At 69.3% G+C, this 26,007-nt stretch carries 24 protein-coding genes (1 of these 24 cut by a window edge); 9 read left to right on the top strand and 15 right to left on the bottom strand.

Annotated elements, in window-relative coordinates:
- Positions 1–57: 57 nt before the first annotated feature.
- On the top strand, positions 58–945 hold the full coding sequence (locus ACM2ZB_RS13630) for a LysR family transcriptional regulator (protein WP_416055835.1): 888 nt from the start codon (positions 58–60) through the stop codon (positions 943–945).
- Here ACM2ZB_RS13630 and ACM2ZB_RS13625 read toward each other — a convergent pair.
- Entirely contained in the window at positions 914–1,381 is a 468-nt protein-coding gene (locus tag ACM2ZB_RS13625; RefSeq protein ID WP_416055834.1) for a DUF1456 family protein, read from the bottom strand. The genes ACM2ZB_RS13630 and ACM2ZB_RS13625 overlap by 32 nt on opposite strands.
- Before the next feature lie 84 nt (positions 1,382–1,465).
- Between ACM2ZB_RS13625 and ACM2ZB_RS13620 the strand changes: the two genes are divergently transcribed.
- Both ACM2ZB_RS13620 and ACM2ZB_RS13615 read left to right on the top strand, forming a co-directional pair.
- A complete protein-coding gene (locus ACM2ZB_RS13620) occupies positions 1,466–1,966 on the top strand; it encodes a hypothetical protein (protein ID WP_416055833.1) in 501 nt (166 codons plus the stop codon).
- 152 nt (positions 1,967–2,118) lie between these two features.
- Complete coding sequence (locus ACM2ZB_RS13615; RefSeq protein ID WP_313437852.1) at positions 2,119–2,871, top strand: SDR family NAD(P)-dependent oxidoreductase; 753 nt, start codon at positions 2,119–2,121, stop codon at positions 2,869–2,871.
- Between the two features lie 145 nt (positions 2,872–3,016).
- On the opposite strand, the gene ACM2ZB_RS13610 is transcribed toward ACM2ZB_RS13615, so the two are convergent.
- The 4 genes from ACM2ZB_RS13610 to ACM2ZB_RS13595 form a co-directional block, all read right to left on the bottom strand.
- Positions 3,017–3,913 (bottom strand): SPOR domain-containing protein, encoded by an 897-nt coding sequence (locus ACM2ZB_RS13610; protein WP_416055832.1) that lies wholly within the window; start codon positions 3,911–3,913, stop codon positions 3,017–3,019.
- A 21-nt stretch (positions 3,914–3,934) separates the two neighbouring features.
- On the bottom strand, positions 3,935–5,623 hold the full coding sequence (gene argS, locus ACM2ZB_RS13605; protein ID WP_416055831.1) for an arginine--tRNA ligase: 1,689 nt from the start codon (positions 5,621–5,623) through the stop codon (positions 3,935–3,937).
- Between the two features lie 126 nt (positions 5,624–5,749).
- Positions 5,750–6,454, bottom strand: coding sequence for a RadC family protein (gene radC / locus ACM2ZB_RS13600; protein WP_313438376.1), 705 nt, complete (start codon positions 6,452–6,454; stop codon positions 5,750–5,752).
- Positions 6,455–6,524: 70 nt separating this feature from the next.
- Positions 6,525–7,151: a response regulator gene (locus tag ACM2ZB_RS13595; protein ID WP_416055830.1), complete on the bottom strand. Its 627-nt coding sequence runs from the start codon at positions 7,149–7,151 to the stop codon at positions 6,525–6,527.
- Between the two features lie 226 nt (positions 7,152–7,377).
- Between ACM2ZB_RS13595 and coaBC the strand changes: the two genes are divergently transcribed.
- From coaBC to ACM2ZB_RS13580, 3 genes are read left to right on the top strand one after another with little or no spacing between them, the layout of a single operon-like run.
- Positions 7,378–8,643, top strand: coding sequence for a bifunctional phosphopantothenoylcysteine decarboxylase/phosphopantothenate--cysteine ligase CoaBC (coaBC, locus tag ACM2ZB_RS13590; protein WP_416055829.1), 1,266 nt, complete (start codon positions 7,378–7,380; stop codon positions 8,641–8,643).
- On the top strand, positions 8,640–9,128 hold the full coding sequence (gene dut, locus ACM2ZB_RS13585) for a dUTP diphosphatase (RefSeq protein ID WP_416055828.1): 489 nt from the start codon (positions 8,640–8,642) through the stop codon (positions 9,126–9,128). The genes coaBC and dut overlap by 4 nt, the downstream gene beginning before the upstream one ends.
- Before the next feature lie 12 nt (positions 9,129–9,140).
- Positions 9,141–11,492, top strand: coding sequence for a phosphomannomutase/phosphoglucomutase (locus ACM2ZB_RS13580; RefSeq protein WP_416055827.1), 2,352 nt, complete (start codon positions 9,141–9,143; stop codon positions 11,490–11,492).
- Between the two features lie 104 nt (positions 11,493–11,596).
- Here the strand turns inward: ACM2ZB_RS13580 and ACM2ZB_RS13575 are convergent, their stop codons facing one another.
- The 8 genes from ACM2ZB_RS13575 to pyrE all read right to left on the bottom strand — a co-directional run bounded on the left by ACM2ZB_RS13575 (position 11,597) and on the right by pyrE (position 21,046).
- The gene (locus ACM2ZB_RS13575; protein ID WP_416055826.1) at positions 11,597–12,310 is read right to left on the bottom strand and encodes a response regulator transcription factor; all 714 of its coding nucleotides are present in this window, start codon (positions 12,308–12,310) and stop codon (positions 11,597–11,599) included.
- Entirely contained in the window at positions 12,291–14,945 is a 2,655-nt protein-coding gene (locus ACM2ZB_RS13570; protein ID WP_416055825.1) for an ATP-binding protein, read from the bottom strand. Before ACM2ZB_RS13570 ends, ACM2ZB_RS13575 begins: the two co-directional genes overlap by 20 nt.
- 51 nt (positions 14,946–14,996) lie before the next feature.
- Positions 14,997–15,656, bottom strand: a complete 660-nt coding sequence (gene kdpC, locus ACM2ZB_RS13565; protein WP_416055824.1) for a potassium-transporting ATPase subunit KdpC — start codon at positions 15,654–15,656, stop codon at positions 14,997–14,999.
- A complete protein-coding gene (gene kdpB / locus ACM2ZB_RS13560) occupies positions 15,653–17,725 on the bottom strand; it encodes a potassium-transporting ATPase subunit KdpB (RefSeq protein ID WP_416055823.1) in 2,073 nt (690 codons plus the stop codon). The genes kdpC and kdpB overlap by 4 nt, the downstream gene beginning before the upstream one ends.
- A gap of 9 nt (positions 17,726–17,734) precedes the next feature.
- A complete protein-coding gene (gene kdpA, locus ACM2ZB_RS13555) occupies positions 17,735–19,444 on the bottom strand; it encodes a potassium-transporting ATPase subunit KdpA (RefSeq protein ID WP_416055822.1) in 1,710 nt (569 codons plus the stop codon).
- A gap of 12 nt (positions 19,445–19,456) precedes the next feature.
- Positions 19,457–19,549 carry a potassium-transporting ATPase subunit F gene (locus ACM2ZB_RS13550; RefSeq protein ID WP_079225483.1) on the bottom strand — a complete coding sequence of 31 codons (93 nt, stop codon included), beginning with the start codon at positions 19,547–19,549 and terminating at the stop codon, positions 19,457–19,459.
- A gap of 176 nt (positions 19,550–19,725) precedes the next feature.
- A complete protein-coding gene (locus ACM2ZB_RS13545) occupies positions 19,726–20,370 on the bottom strand; it encodes a hypothetical protein (protein WP_416055821.1) in 645 nt (214 codons plus the stop codon).
- A gap of 16 nt (positions 20,371–20,386) precedes the next feature.
- Positions 20,387–21,046, bottom strand: a complete 660-nt coding sequence (gene pyrE, locus ACM2ZB_RS13540; RefSeq protein WP_313437813.1) for an orotate phosphoribosyltransferase — start codon at positions 21,044–21,046, stop codon at positions 20,387–20,389.
- Between the two features lie 163 nt (positions 21,047–21,209).
- Here pyrE and ACM2ZB_RS13535 point away from each other — a divergent pair, with 163 nt between their 5' ends.
- The 3 genes from ACM2ZB_RS13535 to ACM2ZB_RS13525 all read left to right on the top strand — a co-directional run bounded on the left by ACM2ZB_RS13535 (position 21,210) and on the right by ACM2ZB_RS13525 (position 23,620).
- A complete protein-coding gene (locus ACM2ZB_RS13535; protein ID WP_416055820.1) occupies positions 21,210–22,010 on the top strand; it encodes an exodeoxyribonuclease III in 801 nt (266 codons plus the stop codon).
- Positions 22,007–23,311 carry an AmpG family muropeptide MFS transporter gene (locus tag ACM2ZB_RS13530; protein WP_416055819.1) on the top strand — a complete coding sequence of 435 codons (1,305 nt, stop codon included), beginning with the start codon at positions 22,007–22,009 and terminating at the stop codon, positions 23,309–23,311. Before ACM2ZB_RS13535 ends, ACM2ZB_RS13530 begins: the two co-directional genes overlap by 4 nt.
- Positions 23,312–23,389: 78 nt before the next feature.
- Positions 23,390–23,620, top strand: a complete 231-nt coding sequence (locus ACM2ZB_RS13525) for a hypothetical protein (RefSeq protein ID WP_313437806.1) — start codon at positions 23,390–23,392, stop codon at positions 23,618–23,620.
- Positions 23,621–23,723: 103 nt separating this feature from the next.
- On the opposite strand, the gene ACM2ZB_RS13520 is transcribed toward ACM2ZB_RS13525, so the two are convergent.
- Both ACM2ZB_RS13520 and ACM2ZB_RS13515 read right to left on the bottom strand, forming a co-directional pair.
- A complete protein-coding gene (locus ACM2ZB_RS13520) occupies positions 23,724–24,851 on the bottom strand; it encodes an anhydro-N-acetylmuramic acid kinase (RefSeq protein WP_416055818.1) in 1,128 nt (375 codons plus the stop codon).
- A gap of 67 nt (positions 24,852–24,918) precedes the next feature.
- A protein-coding gene (locus ACM2ZB_RS13515; protein ID WP_416055817.1) for a peptidoglycan DD-metalloendopeptidase family protein crosses the window boundary here: on the bottom strand, positions 24,919–26,007 show its 3' portion. Its footprint extends 387 nt past the window's final position; 1,089 of the gene's 1,476 nt are visible here — the last part of the coding sequence; its start codon lies beyond the right edge, outside the window — the gene reads right to left on this strand; it ends in the stop codon at positions 24,919–24,921.

Genomic DNA, 26,007 nt, shown 5'->3' with positions numbered 1-26,007 from the left:
ATGAATCATCATCATCCGTGCCATCTGAAAACCAGATGCACGAGTGGAGAGACCGGCATGAACCTCAAGCAGCTCGAATTCGCCGTGGCCCTGGCCGAGGAAGGCAATTTCACCCGCGCCGCGGCGCGCTGCCACGTGGTGCAGTCGGCGTTGAGCCACCAGATCGCCCATCTGGAACAGGAACTGGGCGCGCCGCTGTTCGAGCGCCTGCCGCGCCAGGTGCGGACCACCCCGGCCGGCGAGGCCCTGCTGGTGCATGCACGGCAGGTGCTGGCCAGCCTGCGCCACCTGCGCGCCGATGTTGCGGCGGTGACCGGGGAAGTACGGGGCACGCTGGCGATCGGGCAGATCTCCTCGCTCACCGGCATCGACGTGGTGGCCATCCTCGCCACCTTCCGCCAGGCCTACCCGCAGGTGGAATTCCAGCTGCGCGTGGACAAGAGCGAAACCCTGATCGCGCAGGTGCAGGCGCGTGAACTGGATGTGGCCCTGGTCGGGCTGGCGCCCTCGGCCAGCCTGGACGGGGTCTGCCACCAGATGCTGCAGGAAGAGGAGCTGGTGGCGGTGCTGGCGCCGACGCACCGGCTGGCCGGGCAGGCGCGGCTGCCGCTGGCCCTGCTGCAGGACGAGGCGCTGGTGGATTTCGCGCGGGGAACCGGCGCGCGCCGGCAGACCGACGATGCCTTCGCTGCCGCCGGCCTGCCGCACCCGGTGCGCTTCGAGGTCAACCAGATGGAGCTGATCGAGCGCTTCGTGCGCCATGGCCTGGCGGTGGGCATCGTGCCGGTGCTGATTGCCCAGGGCTTTGACGGGCTGGTGCGGATACCGCTGCAACCGACCCCCACCCGGCGCGTGCACCTGGCCTGGCAGCGCCTGCCCACGCCGGCGGCGCGGGCCTTCGTCGATGCCGTGCTCAGCCGCGCAGGCGCAGGCTCAGGCCCTTGAGGAAGTTGCGCAGCATCTGGTCCAGGCAACGCCGGTAGTTGGTGTGGCCGGGCTGGCGGAACAGCGCGCCGACTTCGGATTTGGAGACCTTGAAACCGGCACTGGCGAAGATGTCCATCAGGTCCACGTCGCGCAGCTGGAAGGCCACCCGCAGCTTCTTCAACACCAGGTTGTTGTCGATGCGGGTTTCCACCGCACGCTGCGGCTGGCTTTCGTCGCGGCCGCGCAGGTGCACGATCAGGCCATCCAGGAAGTGCGCCAGCGCACTGTCACTCATCGGCTCGAAGCCGGCCTCTTCATCGCGCCGCAGCCAGGCCTTCACCTGTTCGGTATCGACCGCGAAGGCCGGGTCGGCCAGCTGGCACAGGGTCACCACGTGGTGGTCGCCCAGGTCCAGGGAATAGCGCACGCTGCGCAGTACATCGTTGGTGATCATGGCCCATTGTACCGGCCCGGCGCTTGTCACCGGACTGTCACCCAATTGCAGCATCGTGGCGGCACTTCCGCCGAGACTTCGCCGATGCGCCGGTTCTTCCTGTCCGCCCTGCTGGTCGCCAGCAGCTTTGCCGCCACCGCCCAGGACCGCTTCGTGCCGGTTGAACAACGGCTCAGCGCGGCCCAGCTGGCCGAAGTCGGGCTCAGCCCGGCGCAGCTGCAGGTGTTGAACCGGGTGCTGCGCGAGGCCGAAGCCGCGGCGCCTGCCTCGAACCCCGCGCCGACCCCCGTGGCGGCCAGCGCCGGTGCACCGCTGCCCGCCAATGTGCCGGCCCCGGCCGCCATGCACCTGGGCCTGGAAGAAGGCCCGGTCAGCGCACGGGTCGTGGGCGATGTCGCCGGCTGGGAGCCGGGCACCGTGTTCACCCTCGACAACGGCCAGCAATGGCAGGTGATGAAGGGCCAGATGAAGCTGCGCAAGACCCTGCAGGCGCCGCAGATCGAAGTGATTCCGGGTATTGCCGGGCGCTGGTTCCTGCAGGTGGATGAAGACCTGCCCAAGGCACGGGTGTTCCGCCTGCGCTGAACCGTGCCGGGGTCGAATCCTGCCGGGGTCGGATCCCTTTGCCACCGGCAAAGGGCTCTGACCCCCAAGAGGGCCATCGCGGCCTGATCGGGCAACGCAGGCGCCGGCCGACGGTGCCAGAATGGGGGTCTGGTTACCACGGAGTTGTCTGCATGACCCGCACCGTCCTGATTACCGGCGCCACCTCCGGCTTCGGCGCCGCCGCCGTCCACCGCTTCGCCCAGGCCGGGTGGAAAGTGATCGCCACCGGCCGCCGCGGTGAACGCCTGCAGCCGCTGGTGGACCGCTACGGCAAGGACGTGGTGCATGCGGCGGTGTTCGACATGCGCGACCCGGTGGCGATGGAAGCGGCGCTGCTGGCCCTGCCGCCGGCGTTCGGCGATATCGATCTGCTGGTCAACAACGCCGGGCTGGCCCAGGGCACCGCACCGGCGCAGAGCGCCAAGCTGTCGGACTGGACCACGATGATCGACACCAACATCACCGCGCTGGTGACCCTGACCCACCGCCTGCTGCCGCAGCTGGTCGAGCGCAAGGGCGCGATCATCAACATTTCCTCGGTGGCCGGCGTCTACCCGTACCCGGGCGGCAACGCCTACGGCGGCACCAAGGCCTTCGTCAGCCAGTTCTCGCTGGGCCTGCGTTCGGACCTGCACGGCACCGGTGTGCGCGTGACCACGATCGAGCCGGGCATGGCCGAAACCGAATTCACCGTGGTCCGCACCCACGGCGACCAGGCCGCCTCGGACAAGCTCTATACCGGTGCCAACCCGATGACCGCCGAAGACATCGCCGAGCAGATCTTCTGGGTGGCCACCCTGCCGCCGCACCTGAACATCAATCGCCTGGAACTGATGCCGGTCAGCCAGTCGTTCGCCGGTTTCCAGGTCGCCCGCGAAGGCTGACCGGTGGCATACCTTTTTTGTAGAGTCGAGCCATGCTCGACTGCTCTCGCTCGACTGCATTCAACGGCAGTCGAGCATGGCTCGACTCTACAGAAGCAGAAAAGCCGGGCAATGCCCGGCTTTTTTCATTCATATCCGCAACAACTTACTGCGCCTTGATCGCCATGGCCTGCAGGCCCGTGCCATCCAGCTTCTGCTTGGCCTCGGACAGTTCGCCAGCGGTGCCATACGGCCCCATGCGCACGCGGTACACGGTCTTGCCGTTGATCTGCGCCGATTCCACGCGTGCAGCCAGGCCCATCATCGCCAGCTTGGCCTTGGTCGCCTCGGCATCGCCGGAGGCACCGAAGGCGCCTGCCTGCAGGATGTAACGTGCGTTGTCGGCGGCAGCGGCCGGCGCGGTGGTCGCCGCCGCTGCAGTCTCCGCACGCGCGGCCGGTGCAGGCGCCGCGGTGCCGGTGCTGGTCGGCGCGCTGGCGGTGGCCGGCTGTGCAGCCGCCGTCGCCGCCGGGCGCTCGCTCAGCGGTGCCGGCAGCGGGCGCGCGGTGGCGGTGACCGGCGCGGTGCTGGCCACGCTGGCGGTCGCGGCCGGTGCGGGTGCCGGTGCAGCCGGAACCGGCTTGCCTTCCAGTGCAGCCTGCGCGCGCTGCGCCTCGGCCTTGGACCGGCGCAGTTCCTCGGCGCGCGCGCTGGCGGCCAGTTCGGCGTCGGACATCTCCACTTCCTTGCCCGGCAGCAGGGTATAGAAGTCGTACTGGGTCGCAGCCGGCTTTTCCGGCTCTGCCGGTTTCGGCGTGGCCGCCGGAGCGGCCGGTTGGCTGCCGACATCGCTGTCGGCATCGGCAACCGGGGCCGGCTGCGCGTTCGGGTTCGGCTGTGGACCGGCGCGCAGGAAGCCATCACCTTCGCCCTTGAACAGGTTCGGCGCCGCCAGGAACACCACCGCAGCAATCGCCACGCCCGCGACCAGCCACACCCATCCGGGTGTGCCCTGGCTGCTGCTGTTGCGCCGTGCCTGGCTTTTGCCGCGTCGTGCTGCCATGTGTACTGCGTCTCCTGAAACTTACATTTTTTCCGGGGCGCTGACGCCCAGGAGGTCGAGGCCATTGGCCAGTACCTGGCGCGCGGCGCAGGCCAGGGTCAGCTTGGCATTGCGGTCGGTGGCGTCTTCCACCAGCACCGGCGTCCCGTGATACCACGTGTGGAAGGCGTGCGCCAATTCACGCAGGTACTGCGCCACCAGGTGCGGTTCCAGCGCCACGCCCGCTGCTTCCACCACTTCGGGGTAGCGCGAGATCTCGTTCATCAGCACCAGCGAGGCCTCGTCGGCCAGGCGGCCCAGATTGGCCAGACCGTTGCCCTGTTCGTACACCAGGCCCTTCTCCTGCGCCTGGCGCAGCAGGCTGCACACGCGGGCATGCGCGTACTGCACGTAGAACACCGGATTGTCGTTGCTCTGCTGGCGGGCCAGGTCGATGTCGAAGGTCAGCTGCGAATCGGGCTTGCGCGCGATCAGGAACCAACGGGTGGCATCGCGGCCGGCTTCTTCAATCAGGTCGCGCAGGGTGAAGTAGCTGCCGGCACGCTTGGACAGCTTCACTTCCTCGCCGCCACGCATGACGGTCACCATCTGGTGCAGCACGTATTCCGGCCAGCCCTGCGGGATGCCCACTTCCATGGCCTGCAGGCCGGCGCGCACGCGGGCCAGCGAACCGTGGTGGTCGGCGCCCAGCTCGGTGATCGCGCGCTCGTAGCCACGCTGCCACTTGGACAGGTGGTAGGCCACGTCCGGCACGAAGTAGGTGAAGGTGCCGTCGGACTTGCGCATCACGCGGTCCTTGTCGTCACCGAAGTCGGTGCTGCGCAGCCACAGCGCGCCGCCTTCCTCGTAGGTGTGGCCCGAGGCCTGCAGCTTGGCCACCGCTTCGGCCACCTTGCCGTCGGCGTACAGCGAGCTTTCCAGGAAGTAGATGTCGAAGTCGACACCGAACGCGGCCAGGTCCAGGTTCTGCTCGTTGCGCAGATAGGCCACGGCGAAGCGACGGATCGCCTGCATGTCGGCCGGGTCCTTGGCGCCCACCACCAGGGTGCCTTCCAGGTCGACGCTGGCGCCGGCCATGTAGGCACGGGCCACATCGGCGATGTACTCACCGCGGTAGCCGCCTTCCGGCCAGCCGTCCTGGTCCGGGGCGATGCCCTTCACCCGGGCCTGCACCGACAGTGCCAGGTTTTCGATCTGCACGCCGGCGTCGTTGTAGTAGAACTCGCGCTTGGCGTTCCAGCCGTTGGCATCCAGCACGCGGGCCACGCAGTCGCCGATGGCCGCAGCGCGGCCGTGGCCGACATGCAGCGGGCCGGTCGGGTTGGCCGACACGTATTCCACGCCCACCGTGCGGCCATTGCCGGACAGGTTGCGGCCGTAGTCGTGGGCTTCCTTGATGACCGAGGCGGCTTCGCGCTGGTACGCGGCCGGGGCCAGATGGAAGTTGATGAAGCCGGGGCCGGCGATCTCGACCTTGCTGACGTCCTCGCTGCGCGGCAGCGCTTCGACCAGCGCCTGTGCCAGTGCGCGCGGGTTGCTGCGCGCGGCCTTGGCCAGCAGCATCGCGGCATTGGTGGCGAAGTCGCCATGGTCGCGGGTCTTCGGGCGCTCGACCACGAAGTCCGGCGGCAGGGAGTCGGCGGGCAGGGTGCCATTGGCGCGCAAGGCTTCGATGCCTTGGCTGATCAGGGCGCGGAGGAGATTTTTCACGAGGCCTGCTGTGAGAATGAGCGGCGGAATCGCCCATTTTAGCGCAGATGCCGGCACGCACGCTGACCCTTGCCTGCCCAGGTGAATGCCCATCGCGGCCGCCGGCAGCCCGCCCGGGCCGCGGCCTCAGCCGAACAGGCGGGGCTGGTGCTGTGGCAGCAGGCCCCGTTCAGCAAATGAAACGGGGCGCCCTTCGCCAATCACAAAGTGGTCCAGCAGACGGATGTCGACCAGGGCCAGGGCCTGCTGCAGTTCCTCGGTGATGCGGGCATCGGCGTTGGAGGGTTCGGGGTCGCCGGAGGGGTGGTTATGGCTGAGGATGACCGCCGCCGCATTGTGCAGCAGGGCCCGCCGCACCACCTCGCGGGGGTAGACCGGGGCAGTGTTGATGGTGCCGGCGAACAGCTCTTCGCAGGCGATCAGGCGGTGGCGGTTGTCCAGGAACAGCACCAGGAACAATTCCCGTGCCTGGCCGCGCAGGCGGTGCTGCAGGTAGCGGCCGACCGCCACCGGGTTGTCGCCCACGCTTTCGCCGTGGGTCAGTTCGGCGGCCAGGTAGCGGTGGGCAAGTTCCAGCCCGGCCACCAGGGTGCAGCTGCGCGCTGGCCCCAGGCCCGGCAGGCGCGCCAGCTGCCCGGCCGGGCGGTCCAGCAGCACCCGCAGCGGCCCGTGCGCCTGAAGCAGGTCGCGTGCGGTCTGCACGGCGTCGCGGCCGCTGATGCCCGAGCCCAGGAAAAGCGCCAGCAGTTCGGCATCGGACAGGGCGGTGGGGCCGCGCGCCAGCAGCTTCTCGCGCGGTCGTTCCTCGATGGGCCAGTCGTGGATGGGCATGCAGGCATCGTCGCCGCTGCCGTGGGCGGCCTCCATCGGTGTTTGCCGTCCTGGTCCGTCGGCCAATGCCTCACCCGCGCCAGCTCTTCAGGTAGTCGTACAGTTCCTGGTTGTTTTCCAGGCCCAGCTTGCGCATGGCTTCGGCCTTCTGCCGGCTGATGGTCTTGGCGCTGCGCCCGCTGTGGTCGGCCACCGCGTTCACGCTCAGGCCATCGGCCAGCAGCTGCAGCACTTCCTGTTCGCGGGCCGACAGCGCCGCCATCGGGCGCTGGAACAGCAGGTCACGCGACTGCAGGTGGCGGCGCAGGTGGCCGGATACGAACACCTGGCCGGCCATGACCGCGTGCAGCGCCTGCGGCAGTTCGGCGAAATCGGCGGTCTTGTCCACCAGCCCCTGCACGCCGTCGCGCAGCAGGCCATCCAGCAGCCCCGGGTGGCGGGCCCCGGTCAGCACCACCACCGGCAACTGTGGGTGGCGCTGGCGCAGCACCCCCAGCAGTTCCGGGCCGTCGGGCCCTTCGCCGGGCATCGACAGGTCGGTCAGCACGGCATCGCAGGGCTGGTGCGCGACCAGGTCCAGCAGGCCGGCGCCATCGCTGGCCACGCCGGTCACGTGCATCTGGTGGCGTTCAAGCACGACGCGGACGCCATGCAGGACGACCGGGTGGTCGTCGGCGATGATGATGTGCGGGTGCACGCGGGCTCCTCGGAAAGCAGATGGCGAACCCAAGGGGGCCACCGGTCATTCTGCAAAGGGACGGCGGCGAGGGGTATAGGAAAGTTCCGAATCCGAAGGCGGTTAAGCCCTATATCGATGTGGTGGCAATTCCTATCTGCTGATAGCTGCGCGCTATGTGCGCTGTGCACCGGGACATTACCGCCCTTCGGGTAAGCTAGCGCCCTCGTTTGCACAGGAATTCCAGGTGGCTGATTCCCCCAACGCTTCCCCGGCGCCGAACCGCGCGCTGGAAGGCCAGAAACTGCTGTTGTGCGTCGGCGGCGGGATCGCGGCCTACAAGGCCCTGGAGCTGGTGCGGCGCCTGCGCGATGCCGGGGCCCTGGTGCAGGTGGCGATGACCGCCGGTGCCCAGCAGTTCGTCACCCCCCTCAGTTTCCAGGCCTTGTCCGGCCAGCCCACCCGCACCACGCTGTGGGACAGCGCGGCCGAACAGGCCATGGGCCATATCGAACTGGCGCGCTGGGCCGACCGCATCGTGGTCGCGCCGGGCACCGCCGATCTGCTGGCACGCCTGGCCCAGGGCCACGCCGATGACCTGGTCAGCACCCTCTGTCTGGCCAGCACCGCGCCGCTTACCGTGTGCCCGGCGATGAACCACCGCATGTGGCTGCACCCGGCCACCCAGGCCAATATCGCCCTGCTGCGCCAGCGCGGCGCGCAGGTGATCGGCCCGGTCGACGGTCCGCTGGCCGAGGGCGAATCCGGCCCCGGCCGCCTGGCCGAGCCGACCGACATCGTCGCCGCCCTGGCCGGCAACGCTGCGCCGCCGACGGCCAGCGCCGCCGCGCCCGAAACCCGCGCGCTGCAGGGCCTGCGCCTGCTGATCAGCGCCGGCCCGACGTATGAAGACATCGATCCGGTGCGCTATGTCGGCAACCGCAGCAGCGGCAAGATGGGCTTCGCCCTGGCCGCCGCCGCCGCCGCCATGGGCGCGCAGGTGGTCCTGGTCAGTGGCCCGGTCCAGCTGCCGACCCCGGCCGGCGTGCAGCGCGTGGACGTGCGTTCGGCCGCGCAGATGCGCGATGCCGTGCTGAAGGCGCTGCCGGCCGACATCTATATCGGTGCGGCGGCGGTGTCGGACTACACCCCGCGCCAGGTGGCCGCGCAGAAGCTGAAGAAAACCGCCGACAGCCAGTCGATGGTGATCGAGCTGGTGCGCACGCCGGACATCCTGGCCGAGGTCGCCGCGCAGACCCAGTCGCTGAAGCTGGTGGTCGGCTTCGCCGCCGAAACCCACGACGTGGAGAAATACGCACGTGGCAAGCTGGTCGACAAGCGCCTGGACCTGGTGATCGCCAACCAGGTGGGCATCAGCGGCGGCGGGTTCGAGAGTGACAACAATGCCGCCACCGCCTTCTGGCAGGACGGCGAACAGGTATTCCCGGCCACCTCCAAGCGCGAGCTGGCCGAACAATTGCTGGCGCTGATCGCGCGGAGGCTTCAGGCATGACCCAGGCAGTTCCTTCTTCGGCCGTGGCCGCCCAACCGCTGCAGGTCAAGCTGCTCGACCCGCGTTTCGGTGACAGCTGGCCGCTGCCGGCCTATGCCACCGAGGCCAGCGCAGGCATGGACCTGCGCGCGGCGCTGGAAACCGCGCTGACCCTGCAACCGGGCGATACCGCCCTGGTGCCCAGTGGCCTGGCCATCCATATCGGCGATCCAAACCTGTGCGCGGTGATCCTGCCGCGCTCGGGCCTGGGCCACCGCCACGGCATCGTGCTGGGCAACGGCACTGGCCTGATCGATGCCGATTACCAGGGCCCGCTGCTGATCAGCGTCTGGAATCGCGGCCGCGAAGCCTTCACCATCGAGCCGGGCGACCGCATCGCCCAGCTGATGGTCGTACCGATTGCGCGCGTCAGCCTGCAGGTGGTGGATACTTTCACCGACAGCGTGCGGGGAACGGGTGGATTCGGCCATACCGGGGTGCGTTGACGGGGGACATTGATGAGCGGCATCGGGGAAGGACGGCAGGGTCGGTCATTGGGGCGCAGCGCGCCTGTACTGGGCGTGGTGCTGTTGCTGCTGGCCGGTTGGTTCGGCTGGAGCGCGGTGCAGCAGTGGCGGCAGGGCGCCAGCGGCGATGCCGTGGCACAGGCCCGCGACCAGGCGTTGCAGGGTCTGCAGCAGGCCGCTTCGGGCCAGCTGCAGCAGCTGCAGCAACATCTCAGGAATGACCGCGTGCAGCAGTCGCTGCAGGCCGGTGATGCCGCCGGTGCCGCACAGGCCCTGCGTGAAAGCTGGTCCGGCGTGGAACAGGTGGATGTGCTGCCGGCGGAACTGGCCGCCGCCTACGCCGATGCCGGCACCTTCGGTTATGCCCGCCTGGCCCTGCTGGAATCGGCGATGGCTCAAGGCAAGCCGGCGCTGCGCGTGGTCCGCGATGCCGGTGGCAACCGTCTGGGCCTGGCCGCACCCGTGCAACTGGGCACGCTGGGACCGGCAGTGGTCTATGTGCGGCAGCCGCTGCTGCGCCTGACCGCTCCGCTGGACCAGGTGAGCATCCCCGGCAGCGGCTACCTGGCCCTGCGCCAGGGCGTACATGACATCGTCGCCCAGGGCGACAGCAGCCTGGCCGAGAACGGCGAAGTCATGGCCCGCCCGGTGCCGGGTACGCCGCTGCGGCTGGCGGCCAGCGCACCGGATGTCGAGCAGGGCCCGTTGGGCCTGGGGCCGCTGTTCAGCGCCATCGTCGCCCTGTTGCTGGCCTTCATCGCCGTGCTGCTGGTGGTGGGCCGCGGGCGTCTGTCGAAGTCGCTGCCGATGCCGAGCCGCCGCGGCGCTGCGGCCGAAACCGACCAGGGCCCGACCCTGCGCGAGAGCCTGCAGATGGCTGCACCGGCGCTGCCGGAGACCCCCGAGGGCGCGCCCGCCGCGCCGCCGCCGGTTCCCTCGGCGCCGCCGGTCGACCTGCCGGCCGGCATCTTCCGCGCCTACGACATCCGCGGTGTGGTCGGCACCGAACTGACCGCGCGCAATGCTGCCCTGATCGGCCAGGCCATCGGCACGGTGGCGCTGGAACAGGGCCTGCGCGAAGTGGTGATCGGCCGCGACGGCCGCCTGTCCGGCCCCGAGCTGGCCGCTGGCCTGGCCGAAGGCCTGCGCCGTGCCGGTTGTACGGTCATCGACATCGGCCTGGCGCCGACGCCGCTGGTGTATTTCGCCGCCTTCCACCTGCGCACCGGGACCTGCGTGGCAGTGACCGGCAGCCACAACCCGCCCGAATACAACGGTTTCAAGGTGGTCATCGGCGGCGAAACGCTGTCCGGCGATGCGATCACCGACCTGCACCAGCGCATCAGCGAGGGCCGCCTGGCCCAGGCCGCCGAGCCGGGGGACTACCAGCAGCGCGAGGTGGCCGCCGACTACATCCAGCGCATCGCCGATGACGTGCAGCTGGACCGCCCGCTGAAGGTCGTGGCCGACGCCGGCAACGGCGTGGCCGGTGCGTTCGCCCCGCAGCTGCTGGAAGCGATCGGCGCCGAGGTCATCCCGCTGTACTGCGATGTGGACGGCAGCTTCCCCAACCACCACCCCGACCCCAGCGAGCCGGCCAACCTGGAAGACCTGGTGCAGACGGTCAAGCGCTTCGGCGCCGACCTGGGCGTGGCCTTCGATGGCGATGGCGACCGTCTGGGCGTGGTGACCGGCGAAGGCCGCATCATCTACGCCGACCGCCTGCTGATGCTGTTCGCCGCCGATGTGCTGATGCGCAACCCGGGCGCGATGGTGCTGTACGACGTGAAGTGCACCGGCCAGCTGTCCGACCACGTGCTGCGCAACGGTGGCAGCCCGCTGATGTGGAAGACCGGCCATTCGCTGATGAAGGCGAAGATGCGCGAGACCGATGCGGAACTGGCTGGCGAGATGAGCGGCCACTTCTTCTTCAAGGAACGTTGGTTCGGTTTCGACGATGGCCTGTATGCGGCCGCGCGGCTGCTGGAGATCCTGGCCCAGCGCGAGGAGACCCCGGATGAGGTGCTGGCCGAGCTGCCGGAAATGGTCAGCACACCGGAGCTGAAGGTGCCAGTGGCCGAGGGCACGCCGCACGCGCTGGTGGCAATGCTGGTGGCAGCCGCGCAGTCGCCGGACAACCCGTATGTGGGCGGGCGCCTGTCGACCATCGATGGGTTGCGTGTCGACTTCCCCGATGGCTGGGGCCTGGTGCGTGCCTCCAACACCACGCCGGTGCTGGTGCTGCGCTTCGAGGGCCAGGATGAAGCGGCGCTGGAACGCATCCAGGCGCTGTTCCGCAGCCAGCTGCAGACGGTGCTGGGCGACACCCCGCTGGGGTTCTGATGAGGCAGTGCCGGCCGCTGGCCGGCACGGGGTCGGATCCCGTTGCTTCGCAACGGGCTCTGACCCCAGGTTCCGGACCGACGGCATCCACGCATGGCGTGGATCTACCCCTTGAACCGCAGTCCCACGCCCGGTTCGGTGAACAGGTAGCGCGAATCCAGCGCTGAATCGCCCAGCTTGTGCCGCAGCTTGCCCACCAGGATGCGCAGGTAATGGGTGTCGTGCTGGTGGGTCGGGCCCCAGATTTCCTGCAGGATCTGCGGTTGGGTCACCACCCGGCCGGCGTTGCGCAGCAGCAGCGACAGCAGCGCGTATTCCTTGCGGGTCAGCGCCACCGGTTCGCCATCCAGGGCCACTTCGCGGCGCACCAGATCCACATGCAGGTGGCCATCGTCGAACACCGGTGGCGTGCCGTCGCTGGGCACGCTGCGCGTGCGCAGCAGGGCCCGCACCCGGGCCATCAGCTCCTGCGTGCCGAACGGTTTGGTCACATAGTCGTTCGCGCCGGTATCCAGCGCCCGTACCTTCTCCGCTTCACCGGCACGCACGGTCAGCATGATCACCGGCACCTGGCTCCACTGCCGCAGCTGTTCCAGCACCTCATGGCCTTCCATGTCCGGCAGGCCGATATCCAGGATCACCAGGTCCATGTCTTCGCTGGCGGCCATTTCCAGGCCTTCCTGGCCGGTGGCGGCCTGCCGCACCTGGTAGCCCTGCGCGCGCAGGCTGATGTCCAGGAACCGGCGGATCTGGGTTTCATCGTCGATCACCAGCACGCGCGCTGCCGGCACGCCGGCGTCAATCGGGGTCGGGCTCATCGTGGGTGGCTGGCTTGAGCAAGGGCAGGGTGATGCGGATCAGGGTACCGCGACCGTCGCGTCCGGGCAGCGCCTGCACGCTGCCGCCATGGGCGCCGATCATGCCCTGGCAGATGGTCAGGCCCAATCCGGTGCCGTGGCGGCCGCGGTCGCCGCGTTCCACGCTGTAGAACATGTCGAAGATGCGCGCGCGCTCGTCGTCGGGAATGCCGGGGCCGGCATCGATCACGTCGATGCGCAGCTGCCCGTCCAGCATGCGTGCCTGCACCAGCACCGGCGCATCGGGCGGGGAAAACTTCGCTGCGTTTTCCATCACGTTGAATACCGCCTGTTCGACCAGCGCCGGATGCACCCAGATCGGCGCCAGCGTGGCCGGAATGTCCAGTTCCAGCCGCACCTTGGGCTGGTAGCGCTGCAGCCGCCGCGCCGCCGAGCCGATCAGCTCGTCCACGCCGATCCAGTCGCGGTTGATCTTCAGCCCTTCGTGGCCCAGCCGGGTCATGTCCAGCAGGTTCTGGATGTAGCGGTCCAGCCGCTCGCCCTCCACCACGATGGTATCCAGCAGGGCGCGGCGATCGGTGGCGTCCATCGCCGTGCCGTAGCTGGCCAGGCTGTCGGCCGAACCGATCATCGCCGCCAGCGGCGAGCGCAGATCGTGCGATACCGACGACAGCAGCGCCGAACGCAGGCGCTCGGTCTCGTTGCTCACATGCGCCTTTTCCAGTTCGGCCACCAGGCGGGTGCGCAGCGCGGCCTGGGCGATGTCGTCCACCATGGCTTCGGCCAGTTGGCGCTGTTCGGGCAGCAGGCGGGTGCCGGGCAGGTACAGGCCGGCCACGCCGATCGCGCGGTCTTCGCCATCCAGCAGCGGCAGGAACCACCACTGCGCGCCGGCCAGGGTATCGGTGAAACGGCCGCTGGGCTGGCCGTGGCGCAGGGCCCAGTCGGCGGCAGCCAGATCGGTATCGCCCGGTTGCGAACGGCCGGCGGCGGCGGTATCGGCGCCGATCCGCAGCCACGCCGGCACGTCCATGGCCTGTTCCAGCGCCTGCCGTCCTGCCTGCGCCACCTCGCCATTGCCGGCCGCGCTGGCCAGCTGCCGGCCCAGCTGCTGGCGGGCACGCGCATGGCGGTTGGCCGCGCGCAGGGCGATCACCTGCATGCGCAGGCGCGAGGCCAGGCGCCCGGCCACCAGCGCGGCGGCCAGGAACAGGAACACGGTGATCACGCCCTGCCGCGCCCCGATGGCGAAGGTGAAGCGCGGCGCGATGAACAGGAAGTTGTAGGCCAGGAAGCACAGGATCGCGGCCATCACCGCCACGCTGGCGCGGGTGCGGGCGGCCACCAGTACCACCGCCACGATGAACACCATCGACAGGTCGGCCATGCCCACCCAGCGTTCGCCCAGCCAGGCCACCACGCAGGCCAGCGCGGTGGCCACCAGCGCCTGCAGGGGCTCATGGCTGATGCCACGCATCGGCGGCAGCAGCCCTTCGCGGCGGGCGCGTGCACGCGCCTGCGGCGTGCTGATGATGGTGATCTCGTAGTGCGCACCGCGCTGGATCAGCTGCTGGGTCAGGGTGCGGTTGAACATGCGTGCCAGCGGGCGCTCGCGGGTACGGCCCAGCACCAGGGTCGACACCCCGTTGTGCGCGGCGTGGTCGAGCAGGGCATCGGCAATGCTCGAGCCATGCAGCAGTTCCGCATCGCCGCCCAGGCGGCGGGCCAGCGCGAAGGCGGCATCGATCTCGCGGCGGGTGGCTTCATCCTGGCGCCGGCTCTGCACGGTCACCACGGTCCACGGCGCATCGCGGCGTTCGGCGATGCGCCGCGCCACCCGCACCAGATACTCGCTCTGGCCCCCGCCATCGATGGCCACCAGCACGCCGCGGCGCAGCGGCAGGTTGCCTTCACCGCGCGCGGCGCGGGTTTCGCGCAGGCTGCTGTCGACGCGGTCGGCGGCTTCCTGCATCGCCAGTTCGCGCAGTGCGGTCAGGTTGGCCGGCGAAAAGAACGCCTGCAGCGCCTGCGCCGCCTGCTCGGGCACGTACACCTTGCCCTGCTGCAGGCGTGCGATCAGCTCGCGTGGCGGCAGGTCCACCAGCACGATGTCATGCAGGCGGTCCAGCACACCGTCGGGCACGGTTTCGCTCACGCGCACGCCGGTGATGCGCATCACCACATCGTTGAGGCTTTCCAGATGCTGGATGTTGACCGTGGTCCAGACATCGATGCCGGCATCCAGCAGCTCCATCACATCCTGCCAGCGCCGTTCGTGGCGGCTGCCCGGCGCGTTGCGGTGGGCCAGCTCATCCACCAGCACCAGCGCCGGGTGCCGCGCCAGCACGGCATCCAGGTCCATCTCCTGCAGGGCGTGGCCGTGGTAGGCCACGTCCTTCAGCGGCAGCTGCGGCAGGCCTTCCAGCAGGGCCTGGGTATCGGCGCGGCCGTGGGTTTCCACCAGCCCCACCACCAGGTCCACGCCGCGGCGCAGCTGTTCCTGGGCACGGGTCAGCATGGTGTAGGTTTTGCCCACGCCGGGCGCCGCGCCGAGGAACACGGTCAGCTTGCCGCCGGCTTCGCGCTGCAGGCCTTCCACCAGGGCATCGGCCTGGCGGGTACGCGCGTCATTCATCGCAGCTGCTGTCATGGCCGCCATTGTGCGCGCAGCCGGTGCAGGCCGGCATCACGGTGCCTTGGCCGCGTGGTCCAGTGCGAAGTTCAGGGTCACCACGTTCACCCGCGGCTGCCCGAACAGGCCCCACTGGCGCCCTTCGGTGTGCGCCTGCAGCAGGGCCTGCACGCGTTCCACCGGCAGGCCACGCGCACGCGCCACGCGGGCGACCTGCAGCTGCGCCGCCGCCGGTGACAGCTGCGGGTCCAGGCCGCCGCCGGACTGGGTGACCAGATCGGCGGGCACCTGTGCCGGTGCCACGCCTTCGCGTGCGGCCACCGCCGCGGTGCTGGCGGCCACGCGCTCGGCCAGGGCCGGGTTGCTGCGGGCCAGGTTGGAACCGGCCGCCGCCATCGGATCGTAATTGGCCGCCGACGGCCGTGCCTGGAAGTAGCCATCGCCGGTGAACGGCTGCGCCAGCCACGCCGATCCGCGCACCTGGCCGCTGCCATCGCGCAGCAGGCTGCCCTCGGCCTGGGTGGGGAAGGTCAGGCCGGCAAAGCCGGTGGCGATGCCGGCGTAGACCGCACCGGCCAGCAGCAGGGTGGCCACGCCCAGGCCGATCGCCGGGCGCCAGCGGGCGTCATCCTGCAGGCGCGCCACGCCGGCCTCGGCCGTGTGTTCGCGCGCGTCGCGCGGCAGGGAAGAAGAAGGTGAGACAGAACGGTTCATGCGCCGAATACCAGGACAAGAAGAAGGTCGATCAACTTGATTGCCGCGAACGGCAGCAGCACGCCACCCAGGCCGTACACCAGCATGTTCCGGCGCAGCAGAGCCGTTGCCGTGGCCGGGCGGAAGCGCACGCCACGCAGAGCGAGCGGAATCAGGGCCGGAATCACCAGGGCGTTGAAGATCAGCGCCGCCAGCACCGCGTTGCGCGGGCTGGACAGCTGCATCACGTTCAGCGCGGCCATGGCCGGGACCGCAGCGGCGAACAGCGCCGGCAGGATCGCGAAGTACTTGGACACATCGTTGGCCAGCGAGAAGGTGGTCAGCGCGCCGCGGGTGATCAGCTGCTGCTTGCCCACTTCCACCACCGCCAGCAGCTTGGCCGGATCCGAATCCAGATCGACCATGTTGCCGGCTTCCTTCGCCGCCTGCGTGCCGGAGTTCATCGCCAGGCCGATATCGGCCTGGGCCAGTGCCGGCGCGTCGTTGGTACCGTCGCCCACCATCGCCACCAGGCGGCCACCGGCCTGTTCCTGGCGGATGCGGGCCAGCTTGTCTTCCGGCCGAGCCTCGGCGATGTAGTCGTCCACGCCGGCCTCGGCAGCAATCGCGGCAGCGGTCAGCGGGTTGTCGCCGGTGATCATCACCGTGCGGATGCCCATCGCCCGCAGCTGCGCGAACTTCTCGCGCATGCCGTGCTTGACCACGTCCGACAGCTCGATCACGCCCATCACGTGGCGGCCCTCGGCCACCACCAGCGGGGTGGCGCCGTTGCGTGCCACCTGTTCCACGCGACCGGCCAGTTCAGCCGGGACATTGCCGCCCAGCGCCTGTACGTGGGCACGGATCGCATCGGCGGCGCCCTTGCGGATCTGCCGGCCGGGCTCCTGACCAGGCTGGGTCAGATCCACGCCGGACATGCGGGTCTGCGCGCTGAAGGCCAGGTACTCGGCATGGTCCGGTTCGGCGGTGGCGCAGCCCTGTTCGCGGGCCAGGCGCACGATCGACTTGCCTTCCGGGGTCGGGTCGGCCAGCGACGAAAGCAGTGCTGCTTCGCGCAGCTGGCTGGCATCGATGCCGGCCAATGGGTGGAAGTGGCTGGCCTGGCGGTCGCCGTAGGTGATGGTGCCGGTCTTGTCCAGCAGCAGCACGTCCACGTCGCCGGCCACTTCCACCGCCTTGCCCGACTTGGCCAGCACGTTGGCCGCCAGCGCACGGTTCATGCCCGCAATACCAATCGCCGGCAGCAGGCCGCCGATGGTGGTCGGGATCAGGCAGACCAGCAGGGCGATCAGCAGCAGCGGATCAACCTGCACGCCTACCGCCGCACCGATGGCCGGCAGCGTCGCCACCACCACCAGGAAGGTCAGCGTCATCGCCGCCAGCAGCAGGGTCAGCGCGATCTCGTTCGGCGTCTTCTGCCGGTTGGCGCCTTCCACCAGCGCGATCATCCGGTCCAGGAAGCTGTGGCCCGGCTCGGCGGTCACCCGCACGATGATCTGGTCGGACAGCACCTTGGTGCCGCCGATCACGCCGGAGCGGTCGGTGCCGGCCTCGCGCAGCACCGGTGCCGATTCACCGGTCACCGCCGCTTCGTTGATGGTGGCCAGGCCCTGCACGATCTCGCCATCGGCCGGCACCAGCTCACCGGCGCTGACGATCACATGGTCGCCGGGGCGCAGCTCGGCGGCCGGTACCTGGGCCTCGGCGGCGCCGGGCTGCGGTGCGGCCAGCCTGCGTGCCACCAGATCCTGGCGGGCACGGCGCAGCGATGCCGCCTGGCCCCGGCCGCGCGCTTCGGCCACCGCTTCGGCGAAGTTGCCGAACAGCACGGTCACCAGCAGGATCGCGGTCACCGCCAGGCCGAAGCCCAGCGGCGCGTTGCCGGTCAGGGTCACGATGGCGGCCACGATCGTGCCGGCCATCACCACCGCCATCACCGGGCTGCGCACCAGGTGCATGGGGGAAAGCTTGCGCACCGCCTCGACCAGCGCACGGCGCAGGCCCGCGCCATCAAGCAGGGCAGGGCGCGGTGCAAGGGAACTGCGGGGGGAACTTGCTTGGGTACTCATGAGGGGTCCTTAGTGCAGTCCCAGGCTCAGGTGGTCGGCAATGGGGCCTAGCACCAGCGCCGGCATGAACTGCAGCACGGTCAGGATGACGATCACCGAGACCAGGGTCAGGGCGAAGGTCGGGGTTTCGATCTGCAGGCTGCCGGCCGATTCCGGGGCCTGGCGCTTGGCGGCCAGTTGCGCGGCCACCACCAGCGGAATGATCAGCAGCGGGAAACGGCCCAGCAGCAGCACCAGCGAGCAGCTCAGGTTCCACCACGGCGTGGCGTCACCCAGCCCTTCGAAGCCCGACCCGTTGTTGGCGTAGGCCGACACGTACTCGTAGAACACCTGGCTGATGCCATGGAAGCCGGGGTTGGAGGTACCCGACAGGCCCGGCACGGCCAGGGTGATCGCGGTGAACACCAGCAGGGTGATCGGCTGCAGCAGCACCAGCAGGGCCAGCAGGCGCACCTGCGGGGTTTCCAGCTTGCGGCCGAACAGCTCAGGCGTACGCCCGGTCATCAGCCCGGCCAGGAACACCCCCAGCAGCAGGTACACGATGAACTGCTGCAGGCCACAGCCGATGCCGCCCCAGATCGCGCTGACCAGCATGTTGACCATCGCGATGCCACCGCTCAGCGGCGCCAGCGAATCGTGCATGCCGTTCACCGAGCCATTGGACACCTGGGTGGTCACCGCCGCCCACAGCGCCGTGCCATCGGCGCCGAAGCGCACCTCCTTGCCTTCCATCAGCAGCGGCGTGGCCGCGCTGGCGCTATGGCCTTCGCTCCACATCATCGCGCCGGTGGACAGCAGCGACATGCCCAGCATGCAGCCGAACACCAGGGCACCGAAGCGGCGCCGCCCCGTGAACGCACCGATCATGAAGATCACCGCCATCGGCACCAGCAGGATGCCAAGCACTTCCAGCGCGTTGGACAGCGGCGTCGGGTTCTCCAGCGGGAAACTGCTGTTCGGGCCGTACCAGCCGCCACCATTGGCCCCCAGCTGCTTGGCCGCGACCATCGCCGCCACCGGGCCCAACGGCAGTTTCTGCTCGGCCATGCCGGCGCTGGCGTCGATCGGCGTGGCCTGCGGGCCACCGTCCATGGTCGACGGCACGCCCTGGCTGGTCAGTACCAGCGTCCACACCAGGCACAGCGGCAGCAGGAAGCGCACGCACAGGCGCACCACATCCACGTAGTAGTTGCCCACCGCCACCTGGCGGTCATCGCCGGCCCCGGTGGCCGCCGCAGCCTGCGGCGCACGCGAGAACAACGCGCGCAGCGTGGCCACTGCCAACGCCAGCCCCATCATCGGCGTCACCACCTGCAGGCCGGTGATGCCGGTCATCTGCGAAAGGTAGGACAGCTGCGCCTGGCCCGAGTAGTGCTGCTGGTTGGTGTTGGTCAGGAACGAGATCATCGTGTGCAGCGCCGTGTCCCAGCGCATGTTCGGGATCTGGTCCGGGTTCAACGGCAACCACGCCTGGGTCATGAACACCGCCTGGGTCAGCACGGCCACCACCACGTTGCTCAGCACGAAGGCCAGCACGTAGCCGCGCCAGGACATCGAACGCGCCGGATCAACACCGAACAGCCGGTACAGCGGCGTTTCGATCCAATGAAACAGCACGTCGACCTTCATCGGCGCGCCACGCATCACCCGCGCCAGGTACAGGCCCAGCGGCCACGCCAGCAGCAGGCTGGTGGCAAGAATCACAAGCATCTCGGTCATGGCAGGCTCCGCTCAGAACGACTCGGGCCGCAGCACGACATAAAGAAGGTAGGCGGCGGCGACCAGCACCAGCACGCCACAGAACAACGACAGCCAGGGGGACATTGCAATGCGTCCTGGTGGAACCCCTCCACCTCAGGCCGCCATCGTCGTCCTGCCCCCCATAAACGCACTACGCGCCGGACCGGGCCGACGCGTAAAGAGTGCATAAATTCCATGGCCCGGACCGTAACCGGGCGCCTGTGGTGCCTTTGGCCCGGGGGCCGGCGGGCGGTTGGGCCTCAACCGCCCGGGGTTGCGCCCTTCAGCTCGCGGTAGCGCTGCAGGCTGGTTTCGATCTCGGCCTTCAGGGCGACCTGCTGCTGCTCGAAGCTGGTCTGCAGGCGCTCCTGCGCCTGCAGCTGCGCATGCCGCTGGCGGATCGCATTGGCCTGCGGCGCGGCCACCTGGACACCGGCCAGCTCGCGGTCGCCGGCCGCGGCCAGCAGGGTCACCAGCGCATTGCGCAGGCTGGTCACGTTGTAGCGGGCAGTGTTGAGGTTGTTGTCCAGCACGCCCTGGCGCTCGGCGAACACCTTGCGCAGTGCGTCCTCGCTGCCGTAGGTCATCAGCATGGCCTGTTCGGTGCGCTGCTTGGTCTGCGCGGCCATCTGGTCCAGCTGTTCCTGCGCCGCCGCGGTACTGGCGGCGTCGCGTTCCTCGTCGGTCAACGCGCGCTGCACCTGCGCGTTGCGCACGCCGCTGCGGGCATTGAACTCATCACGGGCGTTGTTGACCGCATCGGCCGGCAGCGCATCGCTGCAGATCCGTTCCTTGCCCTCGTTCCAGCAGTACAGCTTCTTGTCCGGCGTGCTGGACTGGGCCAGCACGCTGGCCGGAAGCGCCAGCAGCAGGCCGGCGGCAACGATGGCAGGAACTCGGAACATGCGACCTTCCCCTGGGTCAGCGTGCGGAACGGACGCCGTACTGGGCCCGATAGGCTTCCAGCGGCTGCCGGTAGCCCACAAGTTCCGGGTTTCCGGAGGCGAAATCAAGCAGATCGGCCAGGGTTGCGACGGCGATCACCGGAATGCCAGCCTCTTCGGCCACGGCCTGGGCGGCCGAGCGGTGGTCGGCGTCCGAAGCGATCTCCTGGCGGTCCAGGGCCACCACGATGCCGGCCGGAATGCCGCCTGCGGCACGGATGATGCCCAGAGCTTCACGGATGGCGGTACCGGCGGTGATCACGTCGTCCACGATCAGCACGCGCTTGCCGGTCAGGTCGGCGCCGATCAGCTGGCCGCCTTCACCATGGTCCTTCACTTCCTTGCGGTTGAACGACAGCGGCAGGTCGCGGCCACGCTGGGCCAGCTCGCAGGCCATCGCGGTGGCCAGCGGAATGCCCTTGTACGCCGGGCCGAACACCACGTCGTACTTGATTCCGCTGGCGTCGATCGCATCGGAATAGCAGGCGCCCAGCTGGGACAGCAGCGAGCCGGAGTCGAAACGGCCGGCGTTGAAGAAATAGGGGCTCAGGCGGCCGGACTTCAGGGTGAACTGGCCGAAGCGCAGGGCATCGGCGGTCAGGGCCAGCTGCAGGAAACGGTGGCGGTGGTCGCTCATCAAAACTCGATTCATCTTCATTTGGAGCACAAATCCTAATCCAGCTGGGCGTTCCGCGCTCGTCCGGCCCCCCGTGAAGGCCCTGGCGGGCCCGGCCGGCGGGCTGCGCGGGCCGCCGGGCAACCGGTATGCTTGCCCGGTTTCCCGCCGTAGGTTCTTCCGCATGCGCATCATCAGCTTCAACGCCAATGGCATCCGCTCGGCCGCCACCAAGGGCTTCCTCGACTGGTTCCGTGCCCAGGACGCCGACGTTCTGTGCATCCAGGAAACCAAGGCGCAGGAGGACCAGCTCACCGATCCCATGTTCCGCCCAGACGGCCACCACTGCTTCTACCGCGATGCCATCACCAAGAAGGGCTACAGCGGCGTGGCCATCTACAGCAAGCGCGAGCCGGACCAGGTCATCACCTCGCTGGGCTGGGCCCCGTTCGACGATGAAGGCCGCTACATAGAGGCCCGCTTCGGCAAACTCAGCGTGGTCTCCTTCTATATCCCGTCCGGCAGCTCCGGCGACCTGCGCCAGGGCTTCAAGTTCGAAGTGATGGAATGGCTGCGGCCGATCCTGGAAGAGTGGGCACGCAGCGGCCGTGACTACGTGCTGTGCGGCGACTGGAACATCGTCCGCTCGGCGCTGGACATCAAGAACTGGAAGTCCAACCAGAAGAATTCCGGCTGCCTGCCCGAAGAGCGCGACTGGCTCAACGGCCTGTGCGCCGACCACGGCCAGGCCACCGACGTGGCCACCGGCCGCGGCTGGGCTGACGCCTACCGCCTGCTGCACCCCACCGGCGAGGACTACACCTGGTGGAGCAACCGCGGCGCCGCCCGCGCCAACAACGTCGGTTGGCGTATCGATTACCAGTTCATCACCCCCGGCCTGCGTGAGCGCCTGCGCAGCTGCGCGATCTACCGCGACCAGCGCTTCTCCGACCACGCCCCGTTCACCGTGGACTACGACCTGTGAGCGAAGCCGCTGCAAAGCCCAGCTACAAGGGCTGGGCCGGGATCAAGCGCGCCTTCGGCACGCCCTCGGCCCTGACCATGGCCCTGCTGGGCTTCGGCAGCGGCCTGCCGTTCCTGCTGATCGCCTCGCAGACCCTGTCCACCCGCCTGCGTGATGTCGGCCTGGACCTGGGCAGCATCGGCCTGATCAGCCTGGCCAGCTTCTTCTACCTGCTGAAGTTCGTCTGGGCACCGCTGCTGGACCGCTATGCCTTCCCGCTGCTGGCCTTCATGGGACGCCGCCGCTCCTGGCTGCTGCTGTCGCAGGTGGCCGTGCTGATCGGCCTGGTCGCGCTGGCCTTCGTCCGCCCCGAACAGGGCGTCTGGCCGCTGGTGGCCTGGGTGCTGGTGGCGTCCTTCGCCGGTGCCACCCAGGATTCGGTGGTCGATGCCTACCGCATCGAGATCGCCCCGGAAACCGCGCAGGCCGCATTGGCGGCCACCTACACCCTGGGCTACCGCATCGGCCTGATCCTGGCCGGCGCCGGCGCCCTGTACCTGGCCCAGTTCGAAGGCTGGATCGTCGCCTACCTGGCCATGGCCGGGCTGATGCTGCTGCCGATCATCACCACCCTGCTGTGCCGTGAGCCGGACCGCCCCGCGCAGGCCGTGCAGCGCCGCATCGATGTGGCCGAAGCCTTCGTGCAGCCCATCACCAGCTTCTTCACCCGCAACGGCATCGCCCTGGCGCTGGGCCTGCTCGCCTTCGTCGGCCTGTTCAAGTTCCCCGACCAGGTCATCGGCGTGATGGCCGGTCCGTTCTACCTGGATTCGGGCTTCGACAAGGCCGACATCGCCACCGTCTCCAAGCTGTTCGGCGTGTGGATGGGCATCGGCGGCGCCTTCCTGGGCGGCATTGCGGTGGCGGCGTTCGGCTTCCGCCGCATGCTGCTGGTGGCCGCCCTGGGCGTGGCCCTGTCCAATCTGGCCTTCCTGCTGATGGCGCACAACCCCGGCCAGCTGTGGGCGTTCTACGCCGCGCTCAGCGCCGACAACCTGTTCCAGGGCTTCGCCGGCACCGTGCTGGTGGCCTTCATGTCCTCGCTGACCGACCGCAACTTCACCGCCACCCAGTACGCCCTGCTGGTGTCGCTGGCCAACCTGCCGGGCAAGTTCGTCGGCGGCGTGTCGGGGTATATCGTCGAAGCCACGTCCTACAGCACCTTCTTCATGCTCAGCGCGGTCACCGTGGTGCCCACCCTGCTGCTGCTGGCCTGGCTGTGGCGGCGCATCCACGATCGCGGCGAACCCCCGGCCCCCTGATTGCCTGGCACCCCGGACTGCGGGATGATCGCCCCGGACGCGCCGAGGGGGCGGTGCCTTGCGAACGGGGAAGGGAGCATGGCCGATGTCGTGGTGCGGGACGTGGACCCGCTGCTGTTTGAACGTATCCGAAGGGTGGCCGTGGCGCGCGGCTGGACCCATGAACAGACCTGCGCGGTCCTGCTCGAGCAGGGCCTGCTGAGCAGCGAACTGGAAGTGCGCTCCGGCTTCATCGATCCCGAAGTGGACGCCCTGTCAGCGGCGATCGCCGCCCTGCAGGCCATGCCGGCGGGGCAGGGTTTCGATTGATCTGACACCGCATCGCCGGGCCTGGCCCGGCGCTACACGCACCCCGCGATTCTGCGTCGCCGCGCGCCTTTGTAGATCCACGCCATGCGTGGATGGCGCGACCTCACGCCAGGTGGATCGCCCCGAGAATCCGCGGCCCCTTCGCTCCGGTCACGCTCGGCAGATTGCCGGCCAGCCCATCCATCGTCCGCTGCGCCAGCCAGGCGAAACCCATCGCCTCCACATATTCGGGGTCCAGCCCGTGCGCCGCACTGGACTCCACCACCATCCCGGGCAGCCGCGCCGCCAGCCGGCGCATCAGCTGCCGGTTGTGCACGCCGCCACCGCAGACCAGCACCCGGCGGGTATCCGGCTGCTGGGCCAGCAGCGCATCAGCCACGGTCAGCGCGGTCAGTTCCAGCAGGGTGGCCTGCACATCAGCGGCCGCGTACTCGCCTTCAATCATGCAGGCCTCGGCCCAGGCCAGGTGGAACTGCTCGCGCCCGGTGCTCTTGGGCGGTGGCAGGTCGAACCACGGGTCCGAGCGCCAGCCGGCCAGCAGCGCCGTATCCACCGCACCGCTGGCGGCATAGGCGCCGTCGGCATCGAAGCTGCGGCCGGTATGGCGCTGGCACCAGGCATCCATCAGCGCATTGGCCGGGCCGGTATCGAAGCCGCGCGGCACGCCGTTCTGTGGGATCAGGGTCAGGTTGCCGATCCCGCCCAGGTTGAGCACCGCGCGGTCCTCGCCGGCGGTGCCCAGCATGGCCAGGTGGAAGGCCGGCATCAGCGGCGCGCCATGGCCGCCCGCCGCCACGTCACGCCGGCGGAAATCACCCACCGTGGTGATGCCGGTCAGTTCGGCAATGCGGTTGCCATCGCCCAGCTGCACGGTGAAGGCCGGATCGGCCAGCGGCCGGTGGCGCACGGTCTGCCCGTGCGAGCCGATCGCCCGCACCTGGCGGCGATCCACCCCGGCCTCGTCCAGCAGCTGGTTGGCGGCCGCGGCGAAGTTGATCGCGATGCGCGCATCCAGCTCGCCCAGCTCCTCCAGCGACTCCAGCGGCCCGCCTTCGCCCAGCGCCACCAGCCGCGCGCGCAGCACCGGCTCCCAGCGGGCGGTCAGGCCGCGCACGAAGCGGCAGCCACCGCTGGCGGGGAACTGCACCAGCGCAGCATCGATGCCGTCGGCGCTGGTGCCGGACATCAGGCCAAGGTAGAGCGGGGCATCGGCGTCGGCAGTCGTGATCATGGCGGGCATAAAAAAAGGACGCGGCAAGCTTGTGCTGCTGCGTCCTTCTTCGTCAACGCAGGGCCGGTCAGCCGCGCTTGTGGCCGTTGGCTGGCTTGGTCTTGGCGCTGGCCACCTCGGTCGAAGCGGCGGCCTCGCGGCTGCTCGGGGCCGGGCTTGCCTCGGCGTAGATCAGCTTCTCCATGCCCTGGATGCGGGCCATGGCCGGCGCGGTCTGCGCGCGGAACGCCACCAGCTCGGCGCCCTTCAGCGGTTCCGGCGGCGGCATGGTCACGGTCAGCGGATTGCGGTGCTCGCCGTTCACGCGGAATTCGTAGTGCAGGTGCGGGCCGGTGGCCAGGCCGGTCGAACCGACGTAGCCGATCACCGTGCCCTGCGCCACGCGCTGGCCGGTCTTGATGTTCGCAAAGCGCGACATGTGCCCGTACAGCGTGGTGTGGCCGCGGCCGTGGTCGAGGATCACCACGTTGCCGTAGCCGCGCTGCACGCCGGCGAACTGCACGCGCGCATCGCCGGCGGCCATGATCGGCGTACCGGTACGCGCGGCGTAGTCCACGCCCTTGTGCATGCGCATCTTGCCCAGCACCGGGTGCTTGCGTGCGCCGAAGGTCGAGCTCAGGCGTGCGAACGGGATCGGCATGCGGATGAAGCTCTTCTTCAGCGAACGGCCGTTGAGGTCGTAGTACTCGGATTTGCCGCCGCGCTCGAAGCGGAAGCCCGAATAGGTCTTGCCACCGGTGGTGAAGGTCGCCGCCAGGATCTTGCTGGTGTCCACCTTCTCGCCTTCGCGCCAGGTCTCGTCCATCACCACGCTGAAGCGGTCGCCCGGCTGCAGGTCCTTGGAGAAGTCGATGTCGTACTTGAAGATGTCGTCGGTCATCGTCGCGATCGCCGACGGCGACAGCCCGGCGCGGCGGGCCGCGGCATACAGCGAACTGGTGATCTCGCCGCTGGTGACCACCGTGCGCGTGGAGGTCTCGCGCTTGGTCACCTTTTCCTTGATGTCATCGCCGGCCAGGCTCAGTTCCACCCGGTTGTCGCCATCGCGGTCGAAGCGGATGCTGCGCAGGTCGCCGGACAGCGGCATGTCGAAGGCGATCTCGGCACCGGGGCGCAGCTTGGTCAGCGATTCGCGCGCACCGGGGTGGTCAAGCAC

Source organism: Stenotrophomonas maltophilia, from assembly GCF_047782825.1.
GTDB lineage: Bacteria > Pseudomonadota > Gammaproteobacteria > Xanthomonadales > Xanthomonadaceae > Stenotrophomonas.
This window is presented reverse-complemented; position numbering and strand designations above follow the sequence as displayed.